At 62.9% G+C, this 22,646-nt stretch carries 14 protein-coding genes; 5 read left to right on the forward strand and 9 right to left on the reverse strand.

Translation table 11 applies throughout. The annotated features are described in order from the left end of the window. Positions 1–12 precede the first annotated feature (12 nt). Genes AOA59_RS19685 through AOA59_RS19710 form a run of 6 tightly spaced genes read right to left on the reverse strand, consistent with a single transcriptional unit; the run spans position 13 to position 5,406 of the window. The gene (locus tag AOA59_RS19685) at positions 13–1,110 is read right to left on the reverse strand and encodes an FAD-binding oxidoreductase (RefSeq protein ID WP_099488791.1); all 1,098 of its coding nucleotides are present in this window, start codon (positions 1,108–1,110) and stop codon (positions 13–15) included. Continuing rightward, positions 1,107–2,450 carry an NAD(P)/FAD-dependent oxidoreductase gene (locus AOA59_RS19690; protein WP_099488792.1) on the reverse strand — a complete coding sequence of 448 codons (1,344 nt, stop codon included), beginning with the start codon at positions 2,448–2,450 and terminating at the stop codon, positions 1,107–1,109. Before AOA59_RS19690 ends, AOA59_RS19685 begins: the two co-directional genes overlap by 4 nt. Further along, positions 2,447–2,737: a (2Fe-2S)-binding protein gene (locus AOA59_RS19695; RefSeq protein ID WP_065932096.1), complete on the reverse strand. Its 291-nt coding sequence runs from the start codon at positions 2,735–2,737 to the stop codon at positions 2,447–2,449. The genes AOA59_RS19690 and AOA59_RS19695 overlap by 4 nt, the downstream gene beginning before the upstream one ends. Beyond that, a complete protein-coding gene (locus AOA59_RS19700) occupies positions 2,737–3,531 on the reverse strand; it encodes an ABC transporter permease (protein ID WP_065932095.1) in 795 nt (264 codons plus the stop codon). The genes AOA59_RS19695 and AOA59_RS19700 overlap by 1 nt, the downstream gene beginning before the upstream one ends. A 4-nt stretch (positions 3,532–3,535) precedes the next feature. Beyond that, a complete protein-coding gene (locus AOA59_RS19705) occupies positions 3,536–4,381 on the reverse strand; it encodes an ABC transporter permease (protein WP_069787205.1) in 846 nt (281 codons plus the stop codon). Then, positions 4,378–5,406: an ABC transporter ATP-binding protein gene (locus AOA59_RS19710; protein ID WP_099488793.1), complete on the reverse strand. Its 1,029-nt coding sequence runs from the start codon at positions 5,404–5,406 to the stop codon at positions 4,378–4,380. Before AOA59_RS19710 ends, AOA59_RS19705 begins: the two co-directional genes overlap by 4 nt. Before the next feature lie 242 nt (positions 5,407–5,648). Between AOA59_RS19710 and AOA59_RS19715 the strand changes: the two genes are divergently transcribed. From AOA59_RS19715 to AOA59_RS19725, 3 genes are all read left to right on the forward strand, one after another. Beyond that, the gene (locus AOA59_RS19715; protein ID WP_099488794.1) at positions 5,649–6,479 is read left to right on the forward strand and encodes an IclR family transcriptional regulator; all 831 of its coding nucleotides are present in this window, start codon (positions 5,649–5,651) and stop codon (positions 6,477–6,479) included. A gap of 484 nt (positions 6,480–6,963) precedes the next feature. Next, positions 6,964–7,536 (forward strand): DUF2239 family protein, encoded by a 573-nt coding sequence (locus AOA59_RS19720; protein WP_099488795.1) that lies wholly within the window; start codon positions 6,964–6,966, stop codon positions 7,534–7,536. 25 nt (positions 7,537–7,561) lie between these two features. After that, positions 7,562–8,917, forward strand: a complete 1,356-nt coding sequence (locus AOA59_RS19725; protein WP_099488796.1) for an MATE family efflux transporter — start codon at positions 7,562–7,564, stop codon at positions 8,915–8,917. On the opposite strand, the gene AOA59_RS19730 is transcribed toward AOA59_RS19725, so the two are convergent. Continuing rightward, the gene (locus AOA59_RS19730; RefSeq protein WP_099488797.1) at positions 8,901–9,494 is read right to left on the reverse strand and encodes a TetR/AcrR family transcriptional regulator; all 594 of its coding nucleotides are present in this window, start codon (positions 9,492–9,494) and stop codon (positions 8,901–8,903) included. The genes AOA59_RS19725 and AOA59_RS19730 overlap by 17 nt on opposite strands. Positions 9,495–9,635: 141 nt before the next feature. On the opposite strand from AOA59_RS19730, the gene AOA59_RS19735 reads away from it, so the two are divergent. Continuing rightward, the gene (locus tag AOA59_RS19735) at positions 9,636–10,811 is read left to right on the forward strand and encodes an MFS transporter (protein ID WP_099488798.1); all 1,176 of its coding nucleotides are present in this window, start codon (positions 9,636–9,638) and stop codon (positions 10,809–10,811) included. Here AOA59_RS19735 and AOA59_RS19740 read toward each other — a convergent pair. Both AOA59_RS19740 and AOA59_RS19745 read right to left on the reverse strand, forming a co-directional pair. Continuing rightward, positions 10,808–11,173, reverse strand: coding sequence for a type II toxin-antitoxin system HicB family antitoxin (locus AOA59_RS19740; RefSeq protein WP_056859316.1), 366 nt, complete (start codon positions 11,171–11,173; stop codon positions 10,808–10,810). The genes AOA59_RS19735 and AOA59_RS19740 overlap by 4 nt on opposite strands. Next, positions 11,158–11,421: a type II toxin-antitoxin system HicA family toxin gene (locus AOA59_RS19745; RefSeq protein ID WP_056859315.1), complete on the reverse strand. Its 264-nt coding sequence runs from the start codon at positions 11,419–11,421 to the stop codon at positions 11,158–11,160. Before AOA59_RS19745 ends, AOA59_RS19740 begins: the two co-directional genes overlap by 16 nt. 209 nt (positions 11,422–11,630) lie before the next feature. Between AOA59_RS19745 and AOA59_RS19750 the strand changes: the two genes are divergently transcribed. Beyond that, on the forward strand, positions 11,631–22,646 hold the full coding sequence (locus AOA59_RS19750) for a non-ribosomal peptide synthetase (RefSeq protein WP_099488799.1): 11,016 nt from the start codon (positions 11,631–11,633) through the stop codon (positions 22,644–22,646).

A 22,646-nucleotide genomic window follows, 5' to 3' on the forward strand; every position in this document is an offset into this window, starting at 1 on the left:
GGGTTTTTCCTCTCAGGCTTGGAAACGACGAATGGAAAACGCTTCGATGGGTTGGCGGCTGGCGCCTGTGCAGACGAGCTCTGCCAGGGCTTCACCGACGGCGGGGCCGAGCTGGAACCCGGCGCCGGCAAAGCCGAAACCGTGGAGCAGGCCAGGTTGGGTGCTGCTGGGGCCGATCACCGGTTCATGATCGGGTAAGTAACCTTCGGTGCCGCTCCAGGTACGAATCGCCTGGGCACCCTTGAGAAACGGGTACAGCTCACCGGCATTGCGCAGAATCTCCAATACCGCCGCTTGCCCAGGGCGCGCCGTCAGCGGGCCAAGGGCAAAACCACGGCCGCCGCCGAGGATGCAATTGCCACGGGCGACTTGGCGCGCATAAATCCCGCCGCCTTCAACGCCGGTGCTCACGTTCATCACCACCGGCAGCGGCTCGGTGACCAGCATCGCCGGGTGCGCCGAAGTGATCGGCACCGGCTCGCCAAATTGCGCGGCGAGCGTCCCGGCCCAGGCCCCCGCGCAGTTCAGCAACCACGGCGCTTGCAGGTGCAGGCCATTGGCGCAGCGCACCCGGAAGCACTGGCCGTCATGTTCGATCTGAGTCACTTCGGCCTGCTCGTGCACCGCCGCGCCAAGACGCTGCGCCGCACGGGCGAAAGCAGGCGACACCAAACGCGGGTTGGCATGCCCGTCTTCGGGGCACAGCGAGGCGCCCACCGCAATGTCGCCCACCCACGGGAAGCGTGCGCGCAGCTCGGTGTAGTCCAGCAATTGCAAGCCCAGGCCAAACCCACGGGTCTGTTCGGCATAGGCTTGCAGCGCGGCGAAATCCCCATGGCTGCGCGCCAGTTTCAAATGCCCGGAGCGCACGTACTCGCCGTCGATGCCGATCAACCCCGGCAAGTCGGCCCACAGTTCATGAGCACGTTGTGAGAGTGGCAGTTGGTGCAAAGGGCGGCCTTGGCGGCGCACGCCGCCGTAATTCACGCCGCTGGAGTGCGAGCCACAAAAGTCCCGCTCCACCAGGGCCACACGCTGGCCTTGGTGCGCGAGCATCAAGGCCGCCGACGCGCCGACGATACCGCCGCCCAACACGATCACGTCGATCATGGCTGCACCTCTACACCAAACGGCAGCGGCTTGATCGGCGCCTGGCCACGCAAACGGCCAACGTCGTGTATGGCGCGACCGCTGCGCTCGGCCACAACCTCTGCGGCCGCCAGCCCACACATGCGGCCCTGGCAGCGGCCCATGCCGACCCGGCAATGGGCTTTGACCCGGTTGATTTCCCAGTGGCCCTCATCGACGACGGCGCGTACATCGCCGACGCTGACTTCTTCGCAGCGGCACAGGATTAACGCATCCGGCGCCTGTGCGGCCCATTGCTCAGGGAAAGGGAACGCGGTTTCCAGGCCATGGCGAAAGCGCTGGATACCCGCCAGTTGTTGCTCAAGCAGCGCTGGGCGAAGCGGATCGATGGCGACGCCTGAATCTTCCAGGACCGCCAACGCCGCCCGTTCACCGGCCATTTGCGCGGCATCGGCGCCCATGATCCCGGCCCCGTCGCCCGCCAGGTACACGCCGCTGACGCTGCTGCGCCCGGCACTGTCGCGTTGTGGCAGCCAGGCGCGGTTCAAAGGGTTCCAGGCAAACTCACAGCCGAGCAAATCCGCCAGTTGCGTCTCGCTGCGCAGCGCATGGGCGAATGCCACGGCATCGCATTCCAGCACCCGCTTGCCCCAGCGAATGCCACGCACCCGTTGCTCGCCGTCGATCTGCTGGAGCGTCGCACCCTGGTGCACGGGAACCCCATGGGCGGTGAGCCAGGCACGGTAATAAATGCCTTTGGCCAGGGTCGCCGGTTGCCCCAGCAGCGCCGGCAAAGCACGGCACTGGGCACGCAATGGCGCGCTGTCGAGCACCGCCACCACCTTGGCCCCGGCCTTGGCATATTGGTAGGCGACCAGATACAGCAACGGCCCACTGCCACACAACGCCACGCGCTCACCGATGGCACAGCCCTGATATTTCAACGCGATTTGTGCAGCGCCAAGGCTGTAGACGCCGGGCAAGGTCCAGCCCGGCACCGGCAGAATGCGGTCGGTGGCGCCGGTGGCGACGATAATCCGGGCGTACTCCACGCTTTCGGCGTGGCCCTTATTCAACATGTCCAGGCGACCGTCCTCGGCATTCCACGCCAGGGTTTCGGGCCGGTAGTCGATCAGCGGCGCCAACTCATCCAGTGTGCGGTGCACGGCCGTCGCCTTGCCCGCCTCAAAGCCATACAGCTGCCTGGGCGAGCGCTGAAAATTGGCCGGTTGACGCCGATAGATCTGCCCGCCGCCGCGCAGGCTTTCATCCACCAGGCAAGGCTTGATGCCATGGTCGAGCAAGGTGCGCGCCGCGCTGATGCCCGCCGGGCCTGCGCCGACAATCACGATCGGTTTCATGCCTGACGCCCTGGATCGCGGCTGATCGCCTGGCCCTCTTCCAACAGCGTTGAGCAAGCCCGCACACGGCGGCCATCTTCCAGCCGCACCCAGCAGTCCTGGCACGCGCCCATCAGGCAGAAACCGGCACGGCGTTCGGCGCTGAAATCGCTGCCGCGCAGGTGTTCGGCGCAGGTCAATATGGCGGTGAGCAACGTGTCGCCCAGCAAACCGCTGGCCGGTTGACCATCAAGGGTAAAGGCCAGGGCAGGGCGGCGGGTTTCGGCCAAACGTTTGAACAAGGCCATCAATGTTTCCCCACCAGTACGCGGTCCAGGCCATACACCCGGTCGAGCAGGATCATGGTGGCTGCGGTGAGTGCAATGACCAGCGCCGACACCGCCGCCATCATCGGGTCGATGGACTCGGTGGCGTACACATACATGCGCACCGGCAGGGTTTGCGTGGCTGGCGAGCTGACAAAAATAGACAGTGTCACTTCATCGAAACTGTTGATGAACGCCAGCAACCAGCCGCCGGCCACACCCGGCAAAATCATCGGTAAGGTGATTTGACGGAACAGCGTGAAGCGCCCGGCACCGAGGGATTCGGCGGCTTGCTCGGCACTGCGATCAATACCAATGGCCGCCGCCAACACCAGGCGCAGCACATACGGTGTGATGATCACCACGTGCGCCAGCATCAGCCAGGTGAAGCTGCCATTGACGCCCATCAGCGCAAACAGACGCAGCATCGCCACGCCCAGCACCAGGTGCGGAATGATGATGGGCGACAGGAACAACGCGCTGAAAAAGTTGCGCCCCGGGAACTGATAGCGGCTGATCGCCAGGGCGGCGGGCACTGCAATCAGGGTCGCCAGGGTGGCGGCGGTAAACGCCAGGATCAGGCTGTTGTAGAACGCCTGGATAAAGTCGGCACGCTCGAACACTGCACGAAACCAGCGCAGCGAGAAGCCCGAGGTGGGCAGGCTCAGCGTGTTTTCCGGCGTGAAGGCCACCAGGCACACCACCACCAGCGGCGCCATCATGAACAGCACCACCAAACCATGGAAACCGAGGGCCAAAGGACCGTTTCTGGACATGCGCTTAAACCCCCAGGGACTTTTTGTAGCGGCCTTCGACCATGCGGTTCCAGCTCAGCATGATCAGCAAGTTGACCAACAGCAGCACCACCGCAATGGTCGCGCCCATGGGCCAGTTGAGTTCCGAGAGGTACTGGTCGTAGACCACGGTGGCGACCATTTTCAGGCGGCGCCCGCCGAGCAGGCCGGGTATCGCAAACGAACTGGCGGCCAGGCCGAACACGATCAAGGTGCCGGACAGCACGCCGGGCATCACTTGCGGCAACACGATCTTGCGCATCACCGTGGCCTGGCTGGCGCCCAGTGACAGCGCCGCCTGTTCCGCCGACGGGTCGAGCTTTTGCAGCGAGGTCCACACCGGGATGATCATGAACGGCAGCATCACGTGCACCAGTGCGATCACCACCGCGAACGGCGTGTACAACAGTTTCACCGGGCGCCCGCCGAGGAACTGAATCACCTGGTTGACCAGCCCGTCGGCACCCAGCAACAAGCTCCAGCCGAAGGCGCGCACCACCACCGAAATCAGCAGCGGCGTGAGGATCAAAATCAAAAAGATCGAGCGCCACGGGGTGCCCATGCGGCTGAGGATGTAGGCTTCCGGTACGCCGATCACTACACACAGCAGAGTCACCAGCGCGCTGATCCAGAAGGTGCGCCAGAAGATTTCGTAGAAGTACGCATCGCTGAACAGCGACAGGTAATGGGCAAAGGTCCACTCATCGGCCTTCACGCCCACCTGGTAGTCGAACACGTTGAACGACAGCACCAGGGTCATGAACAGCGGCAGGATCAGCAGGCCGCTAAACAGCAGCAGCGCCGGCAGCGACAACAGATAACCACGGCTCATGGGTGCACCTCATCCGCCGTCAGCACGCGCAGTAACTCGGCGTGCCAGTCCAGGCCCACCGCCGCGCCGCAACCGAGCGGTGCGCTGCCGTCGTTGCTGCGTACCACGGTGATTTCGCCCAGAGCCGTTTGGACGCGGTAGAGCCATTGGCTGCCGAAGAAATAACGGTCGAGGACCTCGCCTTGCAGGCGGCCTGCACCTGCATCCACCAGCTGGACTTTTTCCGGGCGCAGGCTCAGTACCAGTGGGCCGTCGCCGCCGGTATGACGCACTTGGGGAGTGCCGAATTCGTCGTAGTCACCGGCCAGCAAGTTGGCCTTGCCGACAAAGTCCGAGATAAACCGCGTACGTGGGTGTTCGTAGAGCTTGTAGGGCGCGTCGATCTGGGTCACGCGCCCGGCCTGCATCACCACGACGCGGTCGCTGATCGACAGGGCTTCGGCCTGATCGTGGGTGACCATCAAGGTGGTGATGCCCACGGCGCACTGAATACGGCGGATTTCAAACTGCATTTCTTCGCGCAGGTTGGCATCGAGGTTGGACAGCGGCTCATCCAGCAGCAGCACCGGCGGCTCGATTACCAGCGCACGCGCCAGTGCCACACGCTGGCGCTGGCCGCCGGACAATTCACGCGGATAGCGTTCGGCGTGTGAGGCCAGGCGCACCAGTTCCAACACGGTTTTGACTTTGCCGGCGATCTCGGCAGCCGGCACTTTGCGCATCTTCAGGCCGAAGGCCACGTTGTCGCGCACGCTCATGTGCGGGAACAGCGCGTAACTCTGGAACACCACGCCCAAGCCACGGCTGGCGGGTTTGGCGTGGGTGATGTCGCGGCCGTCGAGCAGGATCTGCCCGCCGCTCACGTCGACAAAGCCTGCGATCATTTGCAGGGTGGTGGTCTTGCCGCAGCCCGAAGGGCCGAGCAGGGAAACGAACTCGCCCTTTTCCACCGCAAGGTCGGTGGCGACCACTGCGTCGACGGCACCGTAGCGTTTGCTCAAGGCGTTGAGTTGGAGAAAAGCCATGTCTGCGTTCCACCTTTTTTGAGTCGCGTCGAAACGCGCTTTTTTGTTTTGGGCAGATGCGAAAAGAGTGTTGCGGGTGCGTTGGCGCTCGATCTCAAGTCGGCTGCCGGTTGTTGTTCATTTCGCCCCTGTGGACGCAGATTAGGACGAAGACTAGGATGGGCGGAAGATGGAATTTCACTGAACGGACTATTATTTTCATATTTATTCATTTATCAGAATTTAAGCTGAGATTAAGTGTTATGGATTCCACTGAGCGGAATGAAAACCCTAAGGAAGTGGGCGCGGGCAGCGTGTCTCGTCTGTTTGCGTTATTGCGCACGTTGGGCGAAGTGCCCGAAGGCGGCGAGCGCGTGACCCAGCTCGCGCAGCAGGTCGGCCTGTCGCAGCCCACTACGCACCGCCTGCTGCGCAGCCTGATGGACGAAGGCATGGTTGAGCAGGATGGGCGCAGCAAGCGCTACCGCCTGAGCCTGGAGTTCTTCGCCCTGGCGGCCAACGCCGGCAAGACCGGCAACCTGCGCGACCTGGTGCGCCCGAGCATGTTGCGCCTGAGTGCGTCATTGGGCGATTCGCTGTTTCTGCTGGCGCGCAGCGGCTTTGATGCGATCTGCCTGGACCGCAGCGAAGGGCCGTATCCGATTCGCACCTTCACTGGCGATATTGGTGGGCGTGTGGCGCTCGGCGTGGGGCAGGGCAGTCTGGCCATCCTTGCGTTTTTGCCGGAGGAAGAGCGTGAGACGGTGATCCGCTACAACCTGCCACGCCTCAAGGATTTTCACCTGTATGACGAAGTGCTGCTGCGCTCCGAGGTCGAGAATGTGCGGCGCCTGGGTTATGCGGCGCGCAATACCGGTGTGCTCGAAGGCATGGCCGGGTTGGCGGTGCCGATTCTGAATCGGGATGGGCATGCGGTGGCGGCGTTGAGTGTGGCGACCATCAGTGACCGCTTGGGGCCAAGCCGGTTGCCGATGGTGGTGGAGTTGCTCAAGCGCGAAGCGGCAGCGATCGGGCCTCGGATCAATCCGTTTGATCCGACGTTGCGTCGACCGTCGCAGACCTTTGGCGGCTAGCTCACTTTCACCCAATGAAGATCCGCTTTGGTGTGGGAGCTGGCTTGCCTGCGATAGCCATAGGTATCTACACACCTTTTGAAGGCCGCCAATTTCTCCTGTGGCGAGCAGGCTTGTCCTGCGTTGGGTTGCGAAGCAGCCCCAAAACCAGACGCCTAGTTCTTTCAGGAACATTGCAGTGCCTTTACTGGGGCCGCTTCGCGGCCCAACGCAGGACAAGCCTGCTCGCCACAACAGCTCGCTTGCAACAGACTTCGTGTTAACTGGTTGTGTAGATACCTATGCTGCGATAACGGTAAACCAGTCGCCGAAGAGGCAAGCTGACAAATCGCAATCGCAGGCAAGCCAGCTCCCACAGGTTCAGGTTGCAGCTAACGCGACAGGTGCGTGGCCGCGCCGACGGTTTTTGCCGCATCGGCTTGCGGATTATCAAAATACAATTAATATGATCCGGGTAAAACAAATAACATCCGGGTAATAACCGATGCCTATTCAAAATACAGCAGTTTGCACTGCCTTTGTCGGTCACCAGCGCGTGGCAGCCGGCTCCTATTCCCAGGTGGCCGAGGCGCTGGCGAGCCTTGACCTGCCCACCGGCAGCTTCCTGGTCTTCGACGATGCCACCGGCACCCAGGTCGACTACCCTTGGCCTGCCGGCTACGCGCCGGATCAACCGGTGCCGATCAAGCTCGATGAAGATCCACCCGCAGCGCCTGCGGTCGGGCGCCCCAAGCTGGGCGTGGTTGCGCGGGAAGTCACCCTGCTGCCGCGCCACTGGGAATGGCTGGCCCAACAACGTGGCGGCGCGTCGGCGGCATTACGTCGGTTGGTGGATGAAGCGCGCAATGTTCATGCTGCCCGTGATCAAATGCGCCAGGCCAAAGAAGCCAGCTATCGTTTCATGAGCGCCCTCGGCGGCGACCTGCCAGGGTTTGAAGACGCGTCACGGGCGCTGTTTGCCCAGGACGCTGCCGACTTTTCCCTGAAAATCGCGCATTGGCCGGTGGACGTACAGACGTACCTGGCCTGGCTGTCACGCAATGCCTTCAACGCATAACAATAATCCAGAGATTCAAACCAGTATGGACGTCACCCCAAAGCGGCCGTTGTGGCAGATCTACCTGATGTTTCTGGCACCCATGGTGCTGTCCAACTTCCTGCAAAGCTTTTCCGGCACCCTTAACGGCATCTATGTCGGGCAGATGCTCGGCACCCAGGCGCTGGCGGCGGTGTCGGGGATGTTCCCCATCGTGTTTTTCTTTATCGCGTTGGTGATCGGCCTGGGGGCGGGCGCTTCGGTGTTGATCGGGCAAGCCTGGGGCGCGCAGGAAACCGCGATGGTCAAGGTGATTACCGGCGCGACCCTGACGCTTGGCGCGCTGGTGGGCTTGATCGCGGCAGTGCTGGGCAGCCTGTTCGCGCGCCCGGCGTTGCAGGCGTTGGGTACCCCAATCGATGTACTCGACGACGCGGTGGGTTATGCCCAAATGATGATGCTGATCATGCCGCTGCTGTTGGTGTTCATCCTCTACACCCAACTATTGCGAGGCGTCAGCGATACGGTTTCGCCGTTGCTGGCGTTGATGGTCTCGACGCTGGTCGGCCTGCTGCTGACCCCGGCGCTGATTCGTGGCTGGATCGGCTTGCCGCCCATGGGCATTCAGAGTGCGGTGTATGCGGGCTTGGTGGGCAACGCGGCGGCCATGCTGTTTCTGATTTTGCGCCTGCGCCATAAAAACCATGTGATGGCGCCGGACCGTGAACTGCTCGCGGCCTTGCGCCTGGACCGGGCGATCCTCGGCAAGGTCCTGCGTATCGGCTTGCCAACCGGTTTGCAGATGGTGGTGTTGTCGCTGTCGGAGTTGGTGATTCTGGCGCTGGTCAACGGGCATGGCTCACAAGCTACGGCGGCCTATGGCGCGGTGACGCAGATCGTCAATTACGTGCAGTTCCCGGCGCTGTCGATTGCGATCACGGCCTCGATCCTCGGTGCCCAGGCGATCGGGGCCGGGCGCCTGGAGCGTATCGGGCCGATCCTGCGCACCGGGCTTGTGATCAACCTGTGCCTGACCGGTGGCTTGATCCTGTTGGGTTACCTGTTGTCCCACTGGTTGCTGGGCTTGTTTATCACCGACGACGCGGCACGGCTCAATGCCGAACACCTGCTGCATATCATGCTGTGGAGCATCCTGGTGTTCGGGTTCCAGGCGGTGATCGGCGGGATCATGCGCGCCAGCGGCGTGGTGTTGATGCCGGTGGCGATTTCGATCTTCTGTGTGCTGTGCGTTGAGCTGCCGATGGCGTACCTGTTCAACGCGCACTTCGGCCTGGAAGGCGTATGGATGGCGTTTCCGGTGACCTACCTGGCGATGCTGGTGCTGCAGAGCGCCTATTACCGGTTGGTGTGGCGCCACAAGCAGATCAAACGGCTGGTGTGACGGGGTGCTTCAGGCCTTGCAGTAACAGTTCCAGCGCCTGCAAACCTTCTTGCAGGCGCAGGTTTGGTTGCTCGTCACGGGCGATCCACAGGGCCGCGTTGACCAGGCTGCCATTGATCAACTGGGCCAGCGCGACGCTGGGGGCTTGCTGGATGACACCGGCCTGCATCATCGCCTCCAGCAACTGGCGCAGGGATTCCACGCACTGTTGCTCAGAGGCCGTATCACCGAGTACGGCAGGCGCATCCTGCAATACGATGCGTTGGATCTCGCCATCCTGGGCCATGCGCAAATAGGCGCGGCAGCGTTCACAAAAGCCGCTCCAAGGCTCCTGCGCCTGGTCGCTGATGCCTTGCAGGTGGGCGTCCATCTCCGCGTCGAGCTCGGCGACCACCGCCGCCAGTAAACCTTTCTTGTCGCCGAAGTGGTGGTACAACGCACCGCGGGTGAGGCCGGCGCGGGCGGTAAAATCATCCATCGAGGTGTTGGCGTAGCCCTGTGTGGCGAAGGCTTGGCGAGCGCTGGCGATCAGCCGGGCGCGGGTGGCGTCGATCATTTCGGTACGGGCTCGGCTCATGGGTAAGGCTCGCATTAGCTCAGTGAGTGATTGACATACGCTGCGTATGTTACGCATGATTTGTCACATACGCACCGTATGTATTTTGCCTTGATACCTGCAAATCGCAAGTTTCAAGGGTTGAGGAAGAGGTTAAGCAGGATGGCAAATCCCTACGCCGAGTTATTCCAGGCCCCAGGCAGCCGGGCGTTCGTACTGGCGGGCATGCTTGCGCGCATGCCTATTTCGATGACCGGTATCGGCCTGATCACCATGCTCTCGCAAGTGCATGGCGGTTATGGCCTGGCAGGCTCGGTGGCGGCGGTGTTTGCCCTGGCGACGGCATTCTGCGCGCCGCAGGTGTCCCGCCTGGTGGACCGCTATGGCCAAGGCCGGGTGCTGCCGATTGCGGCGCTGATCGGCGGCGGAGCGTTGGTGCTGTTGTTGCTGTGCACTCGTTTGCAGGCGCCAGCCTGGACACTGTTTGTGTGCGCCGCACTGGCCGGTTGCATGCCGAACATGTCGGCCATGGTGCGGGCGCGCTGGACTGAGCTGTACCGTGGCCAGCCCAGGCTGCAAACAGCATTCGCTTTGGAGTCGGTGCTTGATGAGGTGTGTTTCATTATCGGCCCGCCGATCTCGGTAGGCCTGAGCGTGGTGCTGTTCCCGGAAGCGGGGCCCTTGGTGGCGGCGGTGCTGTTGGCGGTTGGCGTCACCACCTTTGTACTGCAGCGTGCGACAGAGCCGCCGGTGCATGCGCAGCAAGACCACCACGGCCGCTGGTTGATCGCTTCACCGTCGGTATTGATCCTGATGATCCTGCTGCTTGCCATGGGCGTGATCGTGGGTGTGGTGGATGTGGTCAGCGTGGCCTTCGCCCAACACCAGGGCCAACCGGCGGCGGCCAGTATCGTGCTGTCGGTGTATGCCATCGGGTCGTGCCTGGCGGGTTTGGCCTTTGGCATGCTCAAGCTCAAGGCGCCGTTGCCTCGGCAATTTCTGTTCTGCGGCGTGGCCACGGCGCTGACCACATTACCGCTACTGCTGGTGACCAATATCCCTGGTCTGGCGGCGGCGATCTTTATCTCCGGGCTGTTCTTTGCCCCAACCCTGATCGTATCCATGGCCCTGGTGGAGCAGGTGGTGCCGCCCAGCCGCCTGACCGAAGGCATGACCTGGCTGATCACCGGCCTGAGTATCGGTGTGGCCATTGGCGCGGCCAGCTCCGGTTGGATGATCGACCACTTCGGTGCTGCCAGCGGGTTTTGGGTGGCATTGGTGGCGGGCGCGGTGGTGTTGGGCTCGGCGGTGTTTGGGTATCGGCGCTTGGGCGCTTAGCCGAGCGTTGGTACAGGTTCTGCGCAGTGATGCTGCAAAAACTCATTCAACGCCTGCCGCGTCAGGTCATTGAGCGTGACTTTCTTGCGGGTCGCCGCCAGCGCCGCCGCCAAATGCAAGTCGTGGCCAACGCGCACGTTGAATGAACCCTTGCAAGGTTTCTCCGGGGTTTGCCCCAGTGCCTGGCAGGTCACGAGGTAGTCATCCACTGCCTCGCGGAACGCCGCGTCCAGCTCGGCGACGGTTTTGCCTTCATAGCTCACCAGTGCCTTGATGAACAGCACCTTGCCGAACAGGCAGTTGTCTTCGAGGCTGGCTTCGATAGAGCCGATGTAGCCTTGGTGTTTCAGTTGGTTGTCCACTGAATCAGTTCTCCTGATTTCAATTGTTCGATGATCTGGCGCCGAATGTAGTGTTTCAGTTCGTTGCCAGGGTGAGGCCTGTGCAAGGTGATCATTGCACTGGGGTTGCCGATATCGAACTTGACGCGGCTTCCAGCCCCTTCAATTTGTCGGTAGCCAAGCTGACGCATCAGCGTTACCAGCTCAGGCCAGGTAAATGCCATGTGCTCATTGAGCAGTTTGGCGAGCAGCTTTTCATTTTTGGACACGGCGTTCCTTGCGTGTAACTAAATGTAGTTGCAAAAAGTGGTGTTCGTCAATGCTAGCCGGAGTTGGCGAGCCTTGGCTGAGATTGATGTAACCCTTGATGACACCGCGCTTCATGCCGCTTACGCCCCGCTAATTTTTCCTTGTCCGGTTCGTTTTATAGGGACGACGTGCCTTTGTGCTTCCTGCCTATTGTTCCGGACTCCAAGAAATGAATGCTGAAGACTCCTTGAAACTTGCTCGCCGGTTTATCGGGTTGCCCCTGGAAAAACGCCAGGTTTTCCTGCAAGCCCTGCAGAAAGAAGGCGTGGATTTTTCCCGGTTTCCGATTCCGGCAGGCGTGGACGTGGAGGATCGCCAGGCGCTGTCCTACGCACAGCAACGCATGTGGTTTCTGTGGCAACTGGACCCGGCCAGTGGCGCCTACAACTTGCCCGGCGCCGTTAGGTTAAAAGGCGCCCTCAGCCTGCGCGCACTGGAGCAGGCATTCGCAAGCCTGGTGGCACGTCATGAAACACTGCGCACGGTCTTCCAGCGCCAGGCCGACGATCGCTTGCTGCAAGTTGCCATCGAGCCTTCGGTTGCCGTCGAGCATCTGGACTTCAGTGCGTTGGCCTTTGACGCACGCGAGCAGGCCGTCAACCAGGCGGCGACCCAGCAGTCACTGCTGCCATTCGATCTGGAAAACGGCCCACTGCTGCGCGTGCAATTGCTCAAGCTGGATGTGAATGAGCACGTGCTGCTGCTGACCCTGCACCACATCGTCTCGGATGGCTGGTCGATGAATGTGTTGATCGACGAGTTCATTCGCTGCTACGACGCCCACGAACGCCACGAAACGCCGCAATTGCCGGCGCTGCCGATCCAGTACAGCGACTACGCCCTGTGGCAGCGGCGTTGGCTGGAAGCGGGGGAGCAGGCACGCCAGCTTGAATACTGGCAGGCCCGTCTGGGTGATGAGCATCCGGTGTTGGAGCTGCCCACCGATCGCCCGCGCCCGGCCATGCCCAGCTACCAGGGCACCCGGCATAATTTCGCCATCGATTCAGGCCTCGCCGCGCAACTGCGCAGTTGTGCGCAAAAGCACAACGTCACCCTGTTCATGTTGCTGCTGGGCGCTTTCAACGTGTTGTTGCATCGCTACACGGGGCAGGGCGATATCCGCGTCGGCGTGCCGATTGCCAATCGCAATCGCAGCGAAGTCGAAGGGCTGATCGGATTTTTCGTCAACACGCAGGTGCTGCGTACCGAGCTGACCGGGCAAACCCGTGTCGCTGAACTGCTGCAGGGCATCAAGGAGCATGCGTTGGGCGCCCAGGCCCATCAGGAACTGCCGTTCGAGCGCCTGGTGGAAGCCCTCAAGGTCGAGCGCAGCCTGAGCCATACACCGCTGTTTCAGGTGATGTACAACCACCAGCCAGTGGTGGCGGACATTGCCTCGGTGAGCACCGCTTCCGGCCTGGAATTGGCGCTGGTGGAATGGCAAGGCCGTACCACCCAGTTCGACCTGACCCTGGACACCTATGAAAAGTCCGGCACCTTGCATGCCGCGTTGACCTACGCCAACGACCTGTTTGACGCGCCCTCTATAACGCGCATGGCCCAGCACTGGGTCAGCCTGCTGCACGCCATGGTGGCAGGCGACGAACAACGCATCGGTGAATTGCCGATGCTGGCCGCCGAGGAGCAGCAGGTGCTGGTCAAGGCATGGAACCAAACGGCCCAGGCGTACCCGACCGAGCAAGGTATCCACTCGTTCATTGAAGAACAGGTGCGGCGCACCCCGGATGCTCCGGCGCTGGTGTTTGCTGAGACCACCTTGAGCTATGCCCAGCTCGACGCCCGCGCCAACCAGTTGGCCCATGCCCTGCGCGAGCAGGGCGTTGGCCCCGACGTGCTGGTGGGTATCTGCGTGGAGCGCTCGGTGGAAATGGTGGTGGGTTTGCTGGCGATCCTCAAGGCCGGCGGCGCCTACGTGCCGTTGGACCCGGAATACCCCCAGGAACGCCTCGCCTACATGATCGAAGACAGCGGCATCAAGCTGTTGCTCAGCCAGCAGAGCCTGCAGGCTTTGCTGCCGATTCATGGCGTGCAAGTGATCGTTCTGGACCAGGCGCCGGGTTGGCTGGACGGCTATAGCAGCGAATCACCGGCCGTGGCCATTCAGGCGCTCAACCTGGCTTATGTGATCTACACCTCCGGTTCCACCGGCAAACCCAAGGGCGCCGGCAACAGCCATCGGGCGTTGGTCAACCGCTTGTGCTGGATGCAGCAGGCTTACGGCCTGGACGCCAGCGATGCGGTCTTGCAGAAAACCCCGTTCAGCTTCGACGTGTCGGTGTGGGAGTTTTTCTGGCCATTGATGAACGGCGCTCGGCTGGTGGTCGCCGCCCCTGGCGAACATCGCGAGCCGGCGCGGCTGATCGAGACCATCGGCCGCCACGCCATCACCACCTTGCACTTCGTGCCGTCGATGCTCCAGGCGTTTATCCATGAGCCGGGCGTGGGTGCCTGCACGAACCTAAAACGCATTGTGTGCAGCGGCGAAGCCTTGCCATTGGATGCGCAGTTGCAGGTGTTCGCCAAACTGCCAGCGGCGGGTTTGTTCAACCTCTACGGCCCCACCGAAGCCGCCATCGACGTTACCCACTGGACATGCGTGGACGAAGGCGCCGACAGCGTGCCCATCGGCCGCCCAATTGCCAACCTGGCCACCTATGTGCTCGACGCCCAGCTCAACCCGGTGCCCGCCGGTGTCTCTGGCGAGTTGTACCTGGGCGGTGTCGGCCTTGCGCGCAGTTATCACCGCCGTCCCGGCTTGACCGCCGAGCGCTTTGTGCCCAGCCCGTTTATTGGCGGCGAGCGCCTCTACCGCACCGGCGACCGCGTGCGCCAGCGTACCAATGGCGTGATCGAGTACCTCGGCCGCCTCGACCATCAGGTCAAGCTGCGCGGTTTGCGTATCGAGCTGGGCGAAATCGAAACCCGGCTGATGCAACACCCGCAGGTGCGCGAAGCCGTGGTACTGGTGCAGGGCGGCAAACAGCTGGTTGCCTATCTGGTTAACGAAGGTGAAGAGCCGACCGACCTCAAGGCCTGGCTGCTCAGCAGCCTGCCGGAATACATGGTGCCCACGCATTTCGTCACCCTGGCCAAACTGCCGGTCACCGCCAACGGCAAGCTCGACCGCAAGGCGCTGCCGTTGCCGGATGCTGCGCCGCAACAAGCCTTTGTCGCGCCCGAAAGCGAACTGCAAAAGGCCCTGGCAGCGATCTGGAGCGATGTGCTCGGCGCTCCGCAGGTCGGTCTGGACGACAACTTCTTTGAGCTGGGTGGCGATTCGATTATCTCTATCCAAGTGGTCAGCCGCGCCCGCCAGGCGGGGATTCGCCTCAACCCGCGTGACCTGTTCCAGTACCAGAGCGTGCGCAGCCTGGCGCTGGTGGCGAGCGTTGAACAGGCGACGGTGATCGATCAAGGCCCGGTCAGCGGCGAGGTGATCCTCACGCCCGTGCAACACAGCTTTTTCGAGCAGATGATCCCGGCGCGCCAGCATTGGAACCAGTCGCTGTTGTTGGCCCCGCGTGAAGCCCTGGAGCCCGCGCGCCTGGACGCGGCCTTGACCCGCTTGATCAACCACCATGACGCCCTGCGCCTGCGTTTTGTGCAACAGGCAGACGGTTGGCAACAGGCCCACGCCGAGCCGGTGGCAAGCGCTTCAGTGTGGCAGGCGCAGGTCGCTGACGAGGCTGAGCTGGCCGCACTTTGCGACGAGGCACACCGCAGCCTCGACCTTGAACAGGGTCCGCTGCTACGCGCGGTACTGGTTTGGATGGCAGACGGCGCCCAGCGCCTGCTGCTGGTGGTGCATCACCTGGTGGTCGATGGCGTGTCGTGGCGCATCCTGCTAGAAGACCTGCAACAGGCTTACCGCAACGCGGCGTTGCCGGCCAAGACCAGTGCCTACCAAGACTGGGCGCAGCAGTTGCAGGCCCATGCGCTGACGCTGGGCAACCAACTGCCGTACTGGCAGGCCCAGACCGCGAGCGCCGACCTGCCCTGCGACAACCCCCAGGGCCGCCTGCAGAATCGCCTGGGCAGCAAGCTCGAAATCCGCTTGAGCGCCGAACACACCCGTCAACTGCTGCAAGACGCCCCGGCGGCCTACCGCACCCAGGTCAATGACCTGCTGCTCACCGCGCTGGCGCGCGTCGTCAGCCGCTGGAGCGAGCAGCCTGCCGCACTGATCCAACTGGAAGGCCATGGCCGTGAAGACCTGTTCGACACGCTCGACCTGAGCCGCACCGTCGGCTGGTTCACCAGCCTGTTCCCGGTGCGCCTGCAAGCCGATGGCGAGCTGTCGGCGGCGATCAAGTCGGTCAAAGAGCAACTGCGCGCCGTACCGCACAAAGGCATTGGCTACGGCCTGCTGCGTTACCTCGGCACGCCTGACGCCCGTCAAGCTCTCTCGAACCTGACCGCGCCACGCATCACGTTCAACTACCTGGGGCAGTTCGACCGCCAGTTCAACGAGTCGGCGTTGTTCGTGCCGGCCACCCAGGGCAGTGGGCAAGCCCAGGACCCGCAGGCGCCGCTGGCCAACTGGCTGACGGTGGAGGGGCAGGTGTACGGCGGTGAATTGGCCCTGCAGTGGGGGTTCAGCCGCGAGATGTTCGAGGTCGCGACTGTCCAGCGCCTGGCGGATGATTTCCAGCAGGAACTGCTGGCCCTGATCGCCCATTGCGTCGATCGGAAACAGGGCGGCCTGACACCGGCCGACGTGACCCTGGCGCAATTGACCCAACCCCAGCTTGACGAGCTGGCGCTGCCGGCAAGGGACGTGCAGGACCTGTACCCGCTGTCGCCGATGCAGCAAGGCATGTTGTTTCACAGCCTCTACCAACAGGGCGAGGACGACGTTTACGTCAGCCAGCTGCGCGCTGATGTGCACGGCCTGGACGTGGCGGTATTCCAGCGCGCCTGGGCGCAAGTGCTGGCACGGCATGACATGTTGCGTACCGGGTTTGTCTGGCAGGACGATCAGGGCCAGGCCCTGCAAGTGGTGTATCGCCAGGTCAGCTTGCCGTTCACCGAATTCGACTGGCGTGGGCGTCAGGAGCTTCCCGCCGCCCTGGATAGCCTGGCCGCCGAGCACCATCGCGAAGGCTTCGAGCTGGCGCGTCCGCCGTTGTTGCGGGTAGCGTTGGTCCGTACGGCTGAAGACCGCTGGCACTTGATCTACACCAGCCATCACATCCTGATGGATGGCTGGAGCAATGCCTTGGTGCTCAATGAAGTGCTGCAGGCCTGCAAGGGCCTGGCATTGGCGCCGGTGGGCGCGGCGTTTTCCCAGCATATCGCCTGGTTGCAACGGCAGGATCCGGCGTTGGGCGAGGCTTTTTGGCGCCAGCGCCTGGTGCAGTTGGACGAGCCGACGCACCTGGCGCGCAGTGTGCCCAAAAGCCCGGCGCAGAGTGCGGGTGAATACGGTGAAGTCCTTTGTGAGTGGGATGCCATCCAGACTCAGCGCCTTTCGGCCTTCGCCCGTGCGCACCAAGTGACCCTCAACACCCTGGTGCAATCGGCGTGGCTGTTGCTGCTGCAACGCTACACCGGCCAGTCCAGCGTCGCCTGCGGGGTGACGGTGTCCGGGCGCCCGGCGCAGCTGGCGAATGTCGAGCAGCAAGTCGGCCTGTTCATCAACACCTTGCCGCTGATTGCCGCTGCCAGCCCGGCGCAAAGCGTCAGCGATTGGGTGCGCTGCGTACAGGCACTGAACCTGGAAATGCGCGAGCATGAACACACCCCGCTGTTTGATATCCAGCGCTGGGCGGGTTCGGCCGGTGAGGCGTTATTCGACACGCTGGTGGTGTTCGAAAACTTCCCGGTGGCCAAGACGCTGGAGCAGTCGGGCGAGGGCGGTTTGCGCTTCAGTGGCGTCAGTCATCAGGAGCGCACCAACTACCCGTTGACACTGACCGTGCACGGCGGCGAGCGCCTGAGCCTGCACCTGGAATACCTGCGTGCGGAGTTTGCGGCCGACACCGTGCAGCACATCGGCACCTACTTGCAGGGCTTGCTGCAGCAATTTATCCAGGCGCCCGAGCAAGCTGTGGGCGCCATCCCGTTGCTGTTGGGCCCTGAATACACCCGCGTGCTGCAAGACTGGAACCCGCGCAGTGTTGCGCAACCGGCCAAGGCAAGCGTATTGCAGCGCTTCGAACAACAGGCCGCGTTGCACCCGCAAAACATCGCGCTGATCCTGAATCAGCAGCGTATGACCTACGCCGACCTCAACCTGCGCGCCAACCGCCTGGCCCATCGTCTGATCGCGTTGGGCGTCAGCGCCGACACCCAGGTGGGCGTTGCAGTGGACCGTTCCCTGGAAATGATCGTTGGCTTGCTGGCGGTGCTCAAGGCCGGCGGCGCTTATGTGCCGCTGGACCCGAAATACCCGGCCGAGCGCCTGCAATGCATGATGGAGGACAGCGGTCTGCAATTATTGCTGACCCAGCAGCCGTTGGTGGAGCATCTGCCGATCAGCGCGAACCTGACGCTTGTGTGCCTGGAGTCCGGCGCAGACTGGCTGGCCGATTACAGCGCTGAAAACCCCGTGTCGAGGGCGCAGCCGGCCAACCTGGCCTACGTGATGTTCACCTCCGGCTCCACCGGCAGGCCAAAAGGCGTGGGCATCGACCTGGCGTCCCTGGCCCGGCATGTGGAGGTGTTCACCGAACTGTTTGCGCTGCAAGCCCATGACCGCGTGCTGCAATTTGGCACCTTCAACTTCGACGGGTTTGTCGAGCAGCTCTACCCGGCGTTGTGCTGCGGTGCGGCGGTGGTGGTGCGCGGTGGCGAACTGTGGGACAGCGACACCTTCTACCAGCAGCTGATTGAACACGATATTTCCGTGGTCGACCTGACCACGGCCTATTGGCTGGCTCTGGTGCGCGACTTTGCAGACCTGGGCCCACGTGATTACGGGCGCCTGCGCCAACTGCACATTGGCGGCGAAGCCATGCCGCCTGAAGGGCTGAATGCCTGGCGCGCAGCGGGCTTGCAGCAGGTGCGGCTGCTCAACACCTACGGGCCTACCGAAGCCACGGTGACCGCCACTGCCCTGGACTGCGCCGCGTATGTCGAGGGCCGTGAAGCCTTGCCATCGATGATGCCGATTGGCCGCGTGCTGGATGGCCGGGCCATTTACCTGCTGGATGCCAACCTCAACCCGGTGCCGGTAGGTGTCGCGGGCGAGCTGGTGATCGGAGGGCCGTTGTTGGCGCGGGGTTATTTCAAACGTGCGGACCTGACGGCCCACCGCTTCATTCCCGATCCCTTCTGCGCTGACGGCGTCGGCCGTTTGTACCGCACCGGTGACCTGGCGCGCTACCGCGCCGATGGGATGATCGAGTACGTGGGGCGAATCGACCATCAGGTCAAGGTGCGAGGTTTCCGTATCGAGTTGGGTGAAATCGAAGCGCGCCTGCTGGCGCAGGCCAGTGTGCGCGAGGCGCTGGTGATCGCGGCGGACAACCAGTTGGTCGGCTACATCGTGGCCAACCAGTCGTTGTCCGACACCGAGCAGGCTCAATTGCGCACGCAGCTCAAGGCCGCGTTGCGCCAAGAGCTGCCGGACTACATGGTTCCGGCGCATCTGCTGGTGCTGGAGCGCCTGCCACTGAGCCCCAACGGCAAGCTGGACCGTGCCGCGCTGCCCAAGCCGGATATCAGCCAAGCCCAGATCGATTGGGTGGCACCGGTCACCGAGACCGAGCAACGCGTCGCGGCTATCTGGGCCCAGGTGCTGGGCGCCGAACGGGTCGGGCTCAACGATCACTTCTTCGAAATGGGCGGGCATTCGTTGCTCGCCACGCAAGTGGTGTCCCGCTTGCGCCATGGCCTGGGTCTCGAAGTTGCACTGCGCACGCTGTTTGAGCAACCCGTGCTGGGCGACTTTGTTAACACTCTGACGGGGGGCAACAATCTGGCCGCGCTCAGCGCTTCGGCGCCGGCGATGGTGGCGGCGGATCGCGATCAGCCATTGTTGCTGTCCTATGCCCAGGAACGGCAGTGGTTCCTCTGGCAACTGGACCCGCACAGCTCGGCCTATCACGTGCCCAGTGCGCTGCGCCTCAAAGGTCCGCTGGACCGCTGCGCCCTGCAACGTGCCTTCGATACCCTGGTGGCGCGCCACGACAGCCTGCGCACGCATTTTAAGCAAGAGGCCGACCGCACGGTGCAAGTGGTCAGCCCGCAGGCGCGGATCGAACTCGTGTCGCAGCTCACCGACCAGGCACAGCTTAAATCCACGGTGCAGGCGCTGGTGGCGCAACCGTTCGATCTGCGCCAGGGGCCGCTGATGCGTGTGAGCCTCTTGTGCCTGGCGCAAGACGAGCATGTGTTGGTCCTGGTGCAACATCACATCATCTCCGACGGCTGGTCGATGCAAGTGATGGTCGACGAACTGGTGCAGCTTTATGCGGCCTACAGCCAAGGCCAGGCCCTGCAATTGCCGGCGATGCCGATCCAGTACGCCGACTACGCAAAATGGCAGCGCGACTGGATGGAAGCCGGTGAAAAGGCGCGCCAGCTTGACTACTGGCGCGAACTGCTCGGCGGCGAGCAACCGGTGCTGGAGTTGCCTTTTGATCAACAGCGCCCTGCGGTACCGTCCCATCGCGGGGCGCGTTTGTATATTGGGTTGCCGACCTCGCTGCTCGATAGCCTCAAGTTGTTGGCCCAGCGCGAAGGTGTGACGCTGTTCATGCTGTTGCTGGCCTCCTACCACGCGTTGTTGCATCGCTACAGCGGCCAGCGGGATATCCGTGTCGGCGTGCCGATCGCCAACCGCAACCGTGTTGAAACCGAACGGCTGATCGGCTTCTTCGTCAATACTCAGGTGCTCAAGGCCGAGATCGACGCGCAAACCACCGTTGCCCAGTTGCTGCAGCAGGTCAAGCAGCGCGCCCTGGAAGCCCAGGCCCATCAGGACCTGCCGTTCGAGCAACTGGTGGAGGCCCTGCAACCTGAGCGCAGCCTCAGCTTGAGCCCGTTGTTCCAGGTGGCGTTCAACCACCACATCAGCCAGGCCGGCGAGCATTTACAGCGCCTGGCGCAGTTGGACATGAGCCCGGTGACTTGGGACGAAACGGCTGCACATTTCGACCTTACCCTGGATATCGAGGAATCCCGTGACCAGTTGAGTGCGTCCCTGAGCTATGCGACCGACCTGTTCGATGCCTCGACCATTGAACGCATGGCCCGTCACTGGCAAAACCTGTTGCAGGCGATGGTTGACGACCAGCAGCAGCCCATCAGCCAGTTGAACCTGCTCAGCCAGGATGAGCAACAGCACATCCTGAAGCTGTGGAACCAGACCGACGCCGGCTTCTCGGCCGAGCGTCTGGTGCACGAGCTGTTCGCCGATCGCGCCCGGGAAACCCCGGATGCGGTGGCGGTCAAGTTCGATGCGCAAACCCTGACTTATGGCGAGCTGGACACGCAGGCCAACTGCCTGGCCCATGCGCTGATCGCCCGTGGCGTCGGCCCGGAAGTGCGGGTGGCGATTGCCATGCCACGCAGTGCCGAAATCATGGTGGCGTTCCTCGCGGTGATGAAAGCCGGCGGCGTGTATGTGCCGCTGGATATCGAATACCCGCGTGACCGCTTGCTGTACATGATGCAAGACAGCCGCGCCAAGTTGCTGCTCAGCCACACCAGCGCCTTGCCGCAATTGCCGCTCGCCGAAGGGCTGGAAGCCCTGGCCATCGACCGCACTGAGGACTGGACGGGCCACAGCGACACGGCACCAAGCGTCAATCTGGACGGCGACAACCTCGCCTACGTGATCTACACCTCCGGCTCCACCGGCATGCCCAAAGGCGTGGCGGTTTCCCACGGCCCGTTGGTAGCGCACATCATCGCCACCGGCGAGCGCTACGAAACCAGCCCGGCCGATTGCGAATTGCACTTCATGTCCTTCGCCTTCGACGGCTCCCATGAAGGCTGGATGCACCCGCTGATCAACGGCGCCAGCGTACTGATCCGAGACGACAGCCTGTGGCTGCCGGAATACACCTACGCGCAAATGCACCGTCACAACGTGACCATGGCGGTGTTCCCACCGGTGTACCTGCAACAGCTGGCCGAGCATGCCGAACGCGACGGCAACCCGCCTAACGTGCGCGTGTACTGCTTCGGTGGCGATGCCGTGGCACAGGCCAGCTACGACCTGGCCTGGCGCGCACTGAAACCGACCTACCTGTTCAACGGCTACGGCCCGACCGAAACCGTGGTCACACCGCTGCTGTGGAAAGCCCGTCGCGGCGACCCCTGCGGCGCGGTCTATGCGCCGATCGGCACGCTGTTGGGCAACCGCAGCGGCTACGTGCTGGACGCGCAACTCAACCTGCAACCCATCGGCGTGGCCGGTGAGCTCTACCTGGGCGGCGAAGGCGTGGCCCGCGGTTATCTGGAGCGCCCGGCACTGACCGCCGAACGTTTTGTGCCGGACCCGTTCGGCAAACCCGGCAGCCGCGTGTACCGCAGCGGCGACCTGACCCGTGGCCGCGCAGATGGGGTGGTGGATTACCTCGGGCGTGTCGATCACCAAGTGAAAATCCGTGGTTTCCGTATCGAACTGGGTGAAATCGAGGCGCGTCTGCGTGAGCAGGACAGCGTTGGCGAAACCGTTGTCGTGGCCCAGGAAGGTCCGAACGGCAAACAGCTGGTGGCTTATGTGGTTCCAGCAACCGCGCAGCCAAATGAAACCGAGTTCCGCGACAGCCTGCGCCGTGCGCTGAAAACCCGCTTGCCGGATTACATGGTGCCCACGCACTTCATGTTCCTGGCGCAGATGCCACTCACGCCAAACGGCAAACTCGACCGCAAGGGCCTGCCCGAGCCGGATGCGAGCCTGATGCAGCAGCACTACGTCGCCCCGCAAACCGAGCTGGAGCAACAGATTGCCGCGATCTGGGCCGAGATTCTGCACCTGCCTCGCGTGGGCCTGGACGATAACTTCTTCGAAGTGGGCGGCCACTCCCTGCTGGCGATCCAGATCACTTCGCGGGTGCAGGCCGAACTGGGGCTGCAAGTGCCGCTGGTGGAAGTGTTCCAGACCGAAACGTTGCGCGCCTATGTGCAGGCCGCTGCCACCTTCCGCGCCGGCAGCGCGGAAGATTTTGATGACCTTCGTGACTTTTTGAGCGAACTAGAGGCGATTTGA

The sequence above is a fragment of the Pseudomonas sp. 2822-15 genome (assembly GCF_002742515.1).
Classification (GTDB): domain Bacteria; phylum Pseudomonadota; class Gammaproteobacteria; order Pseudomonadales; family Pseudomonadaceae; genus Aquipseudomonas; species Aquipseudomonas salomonii.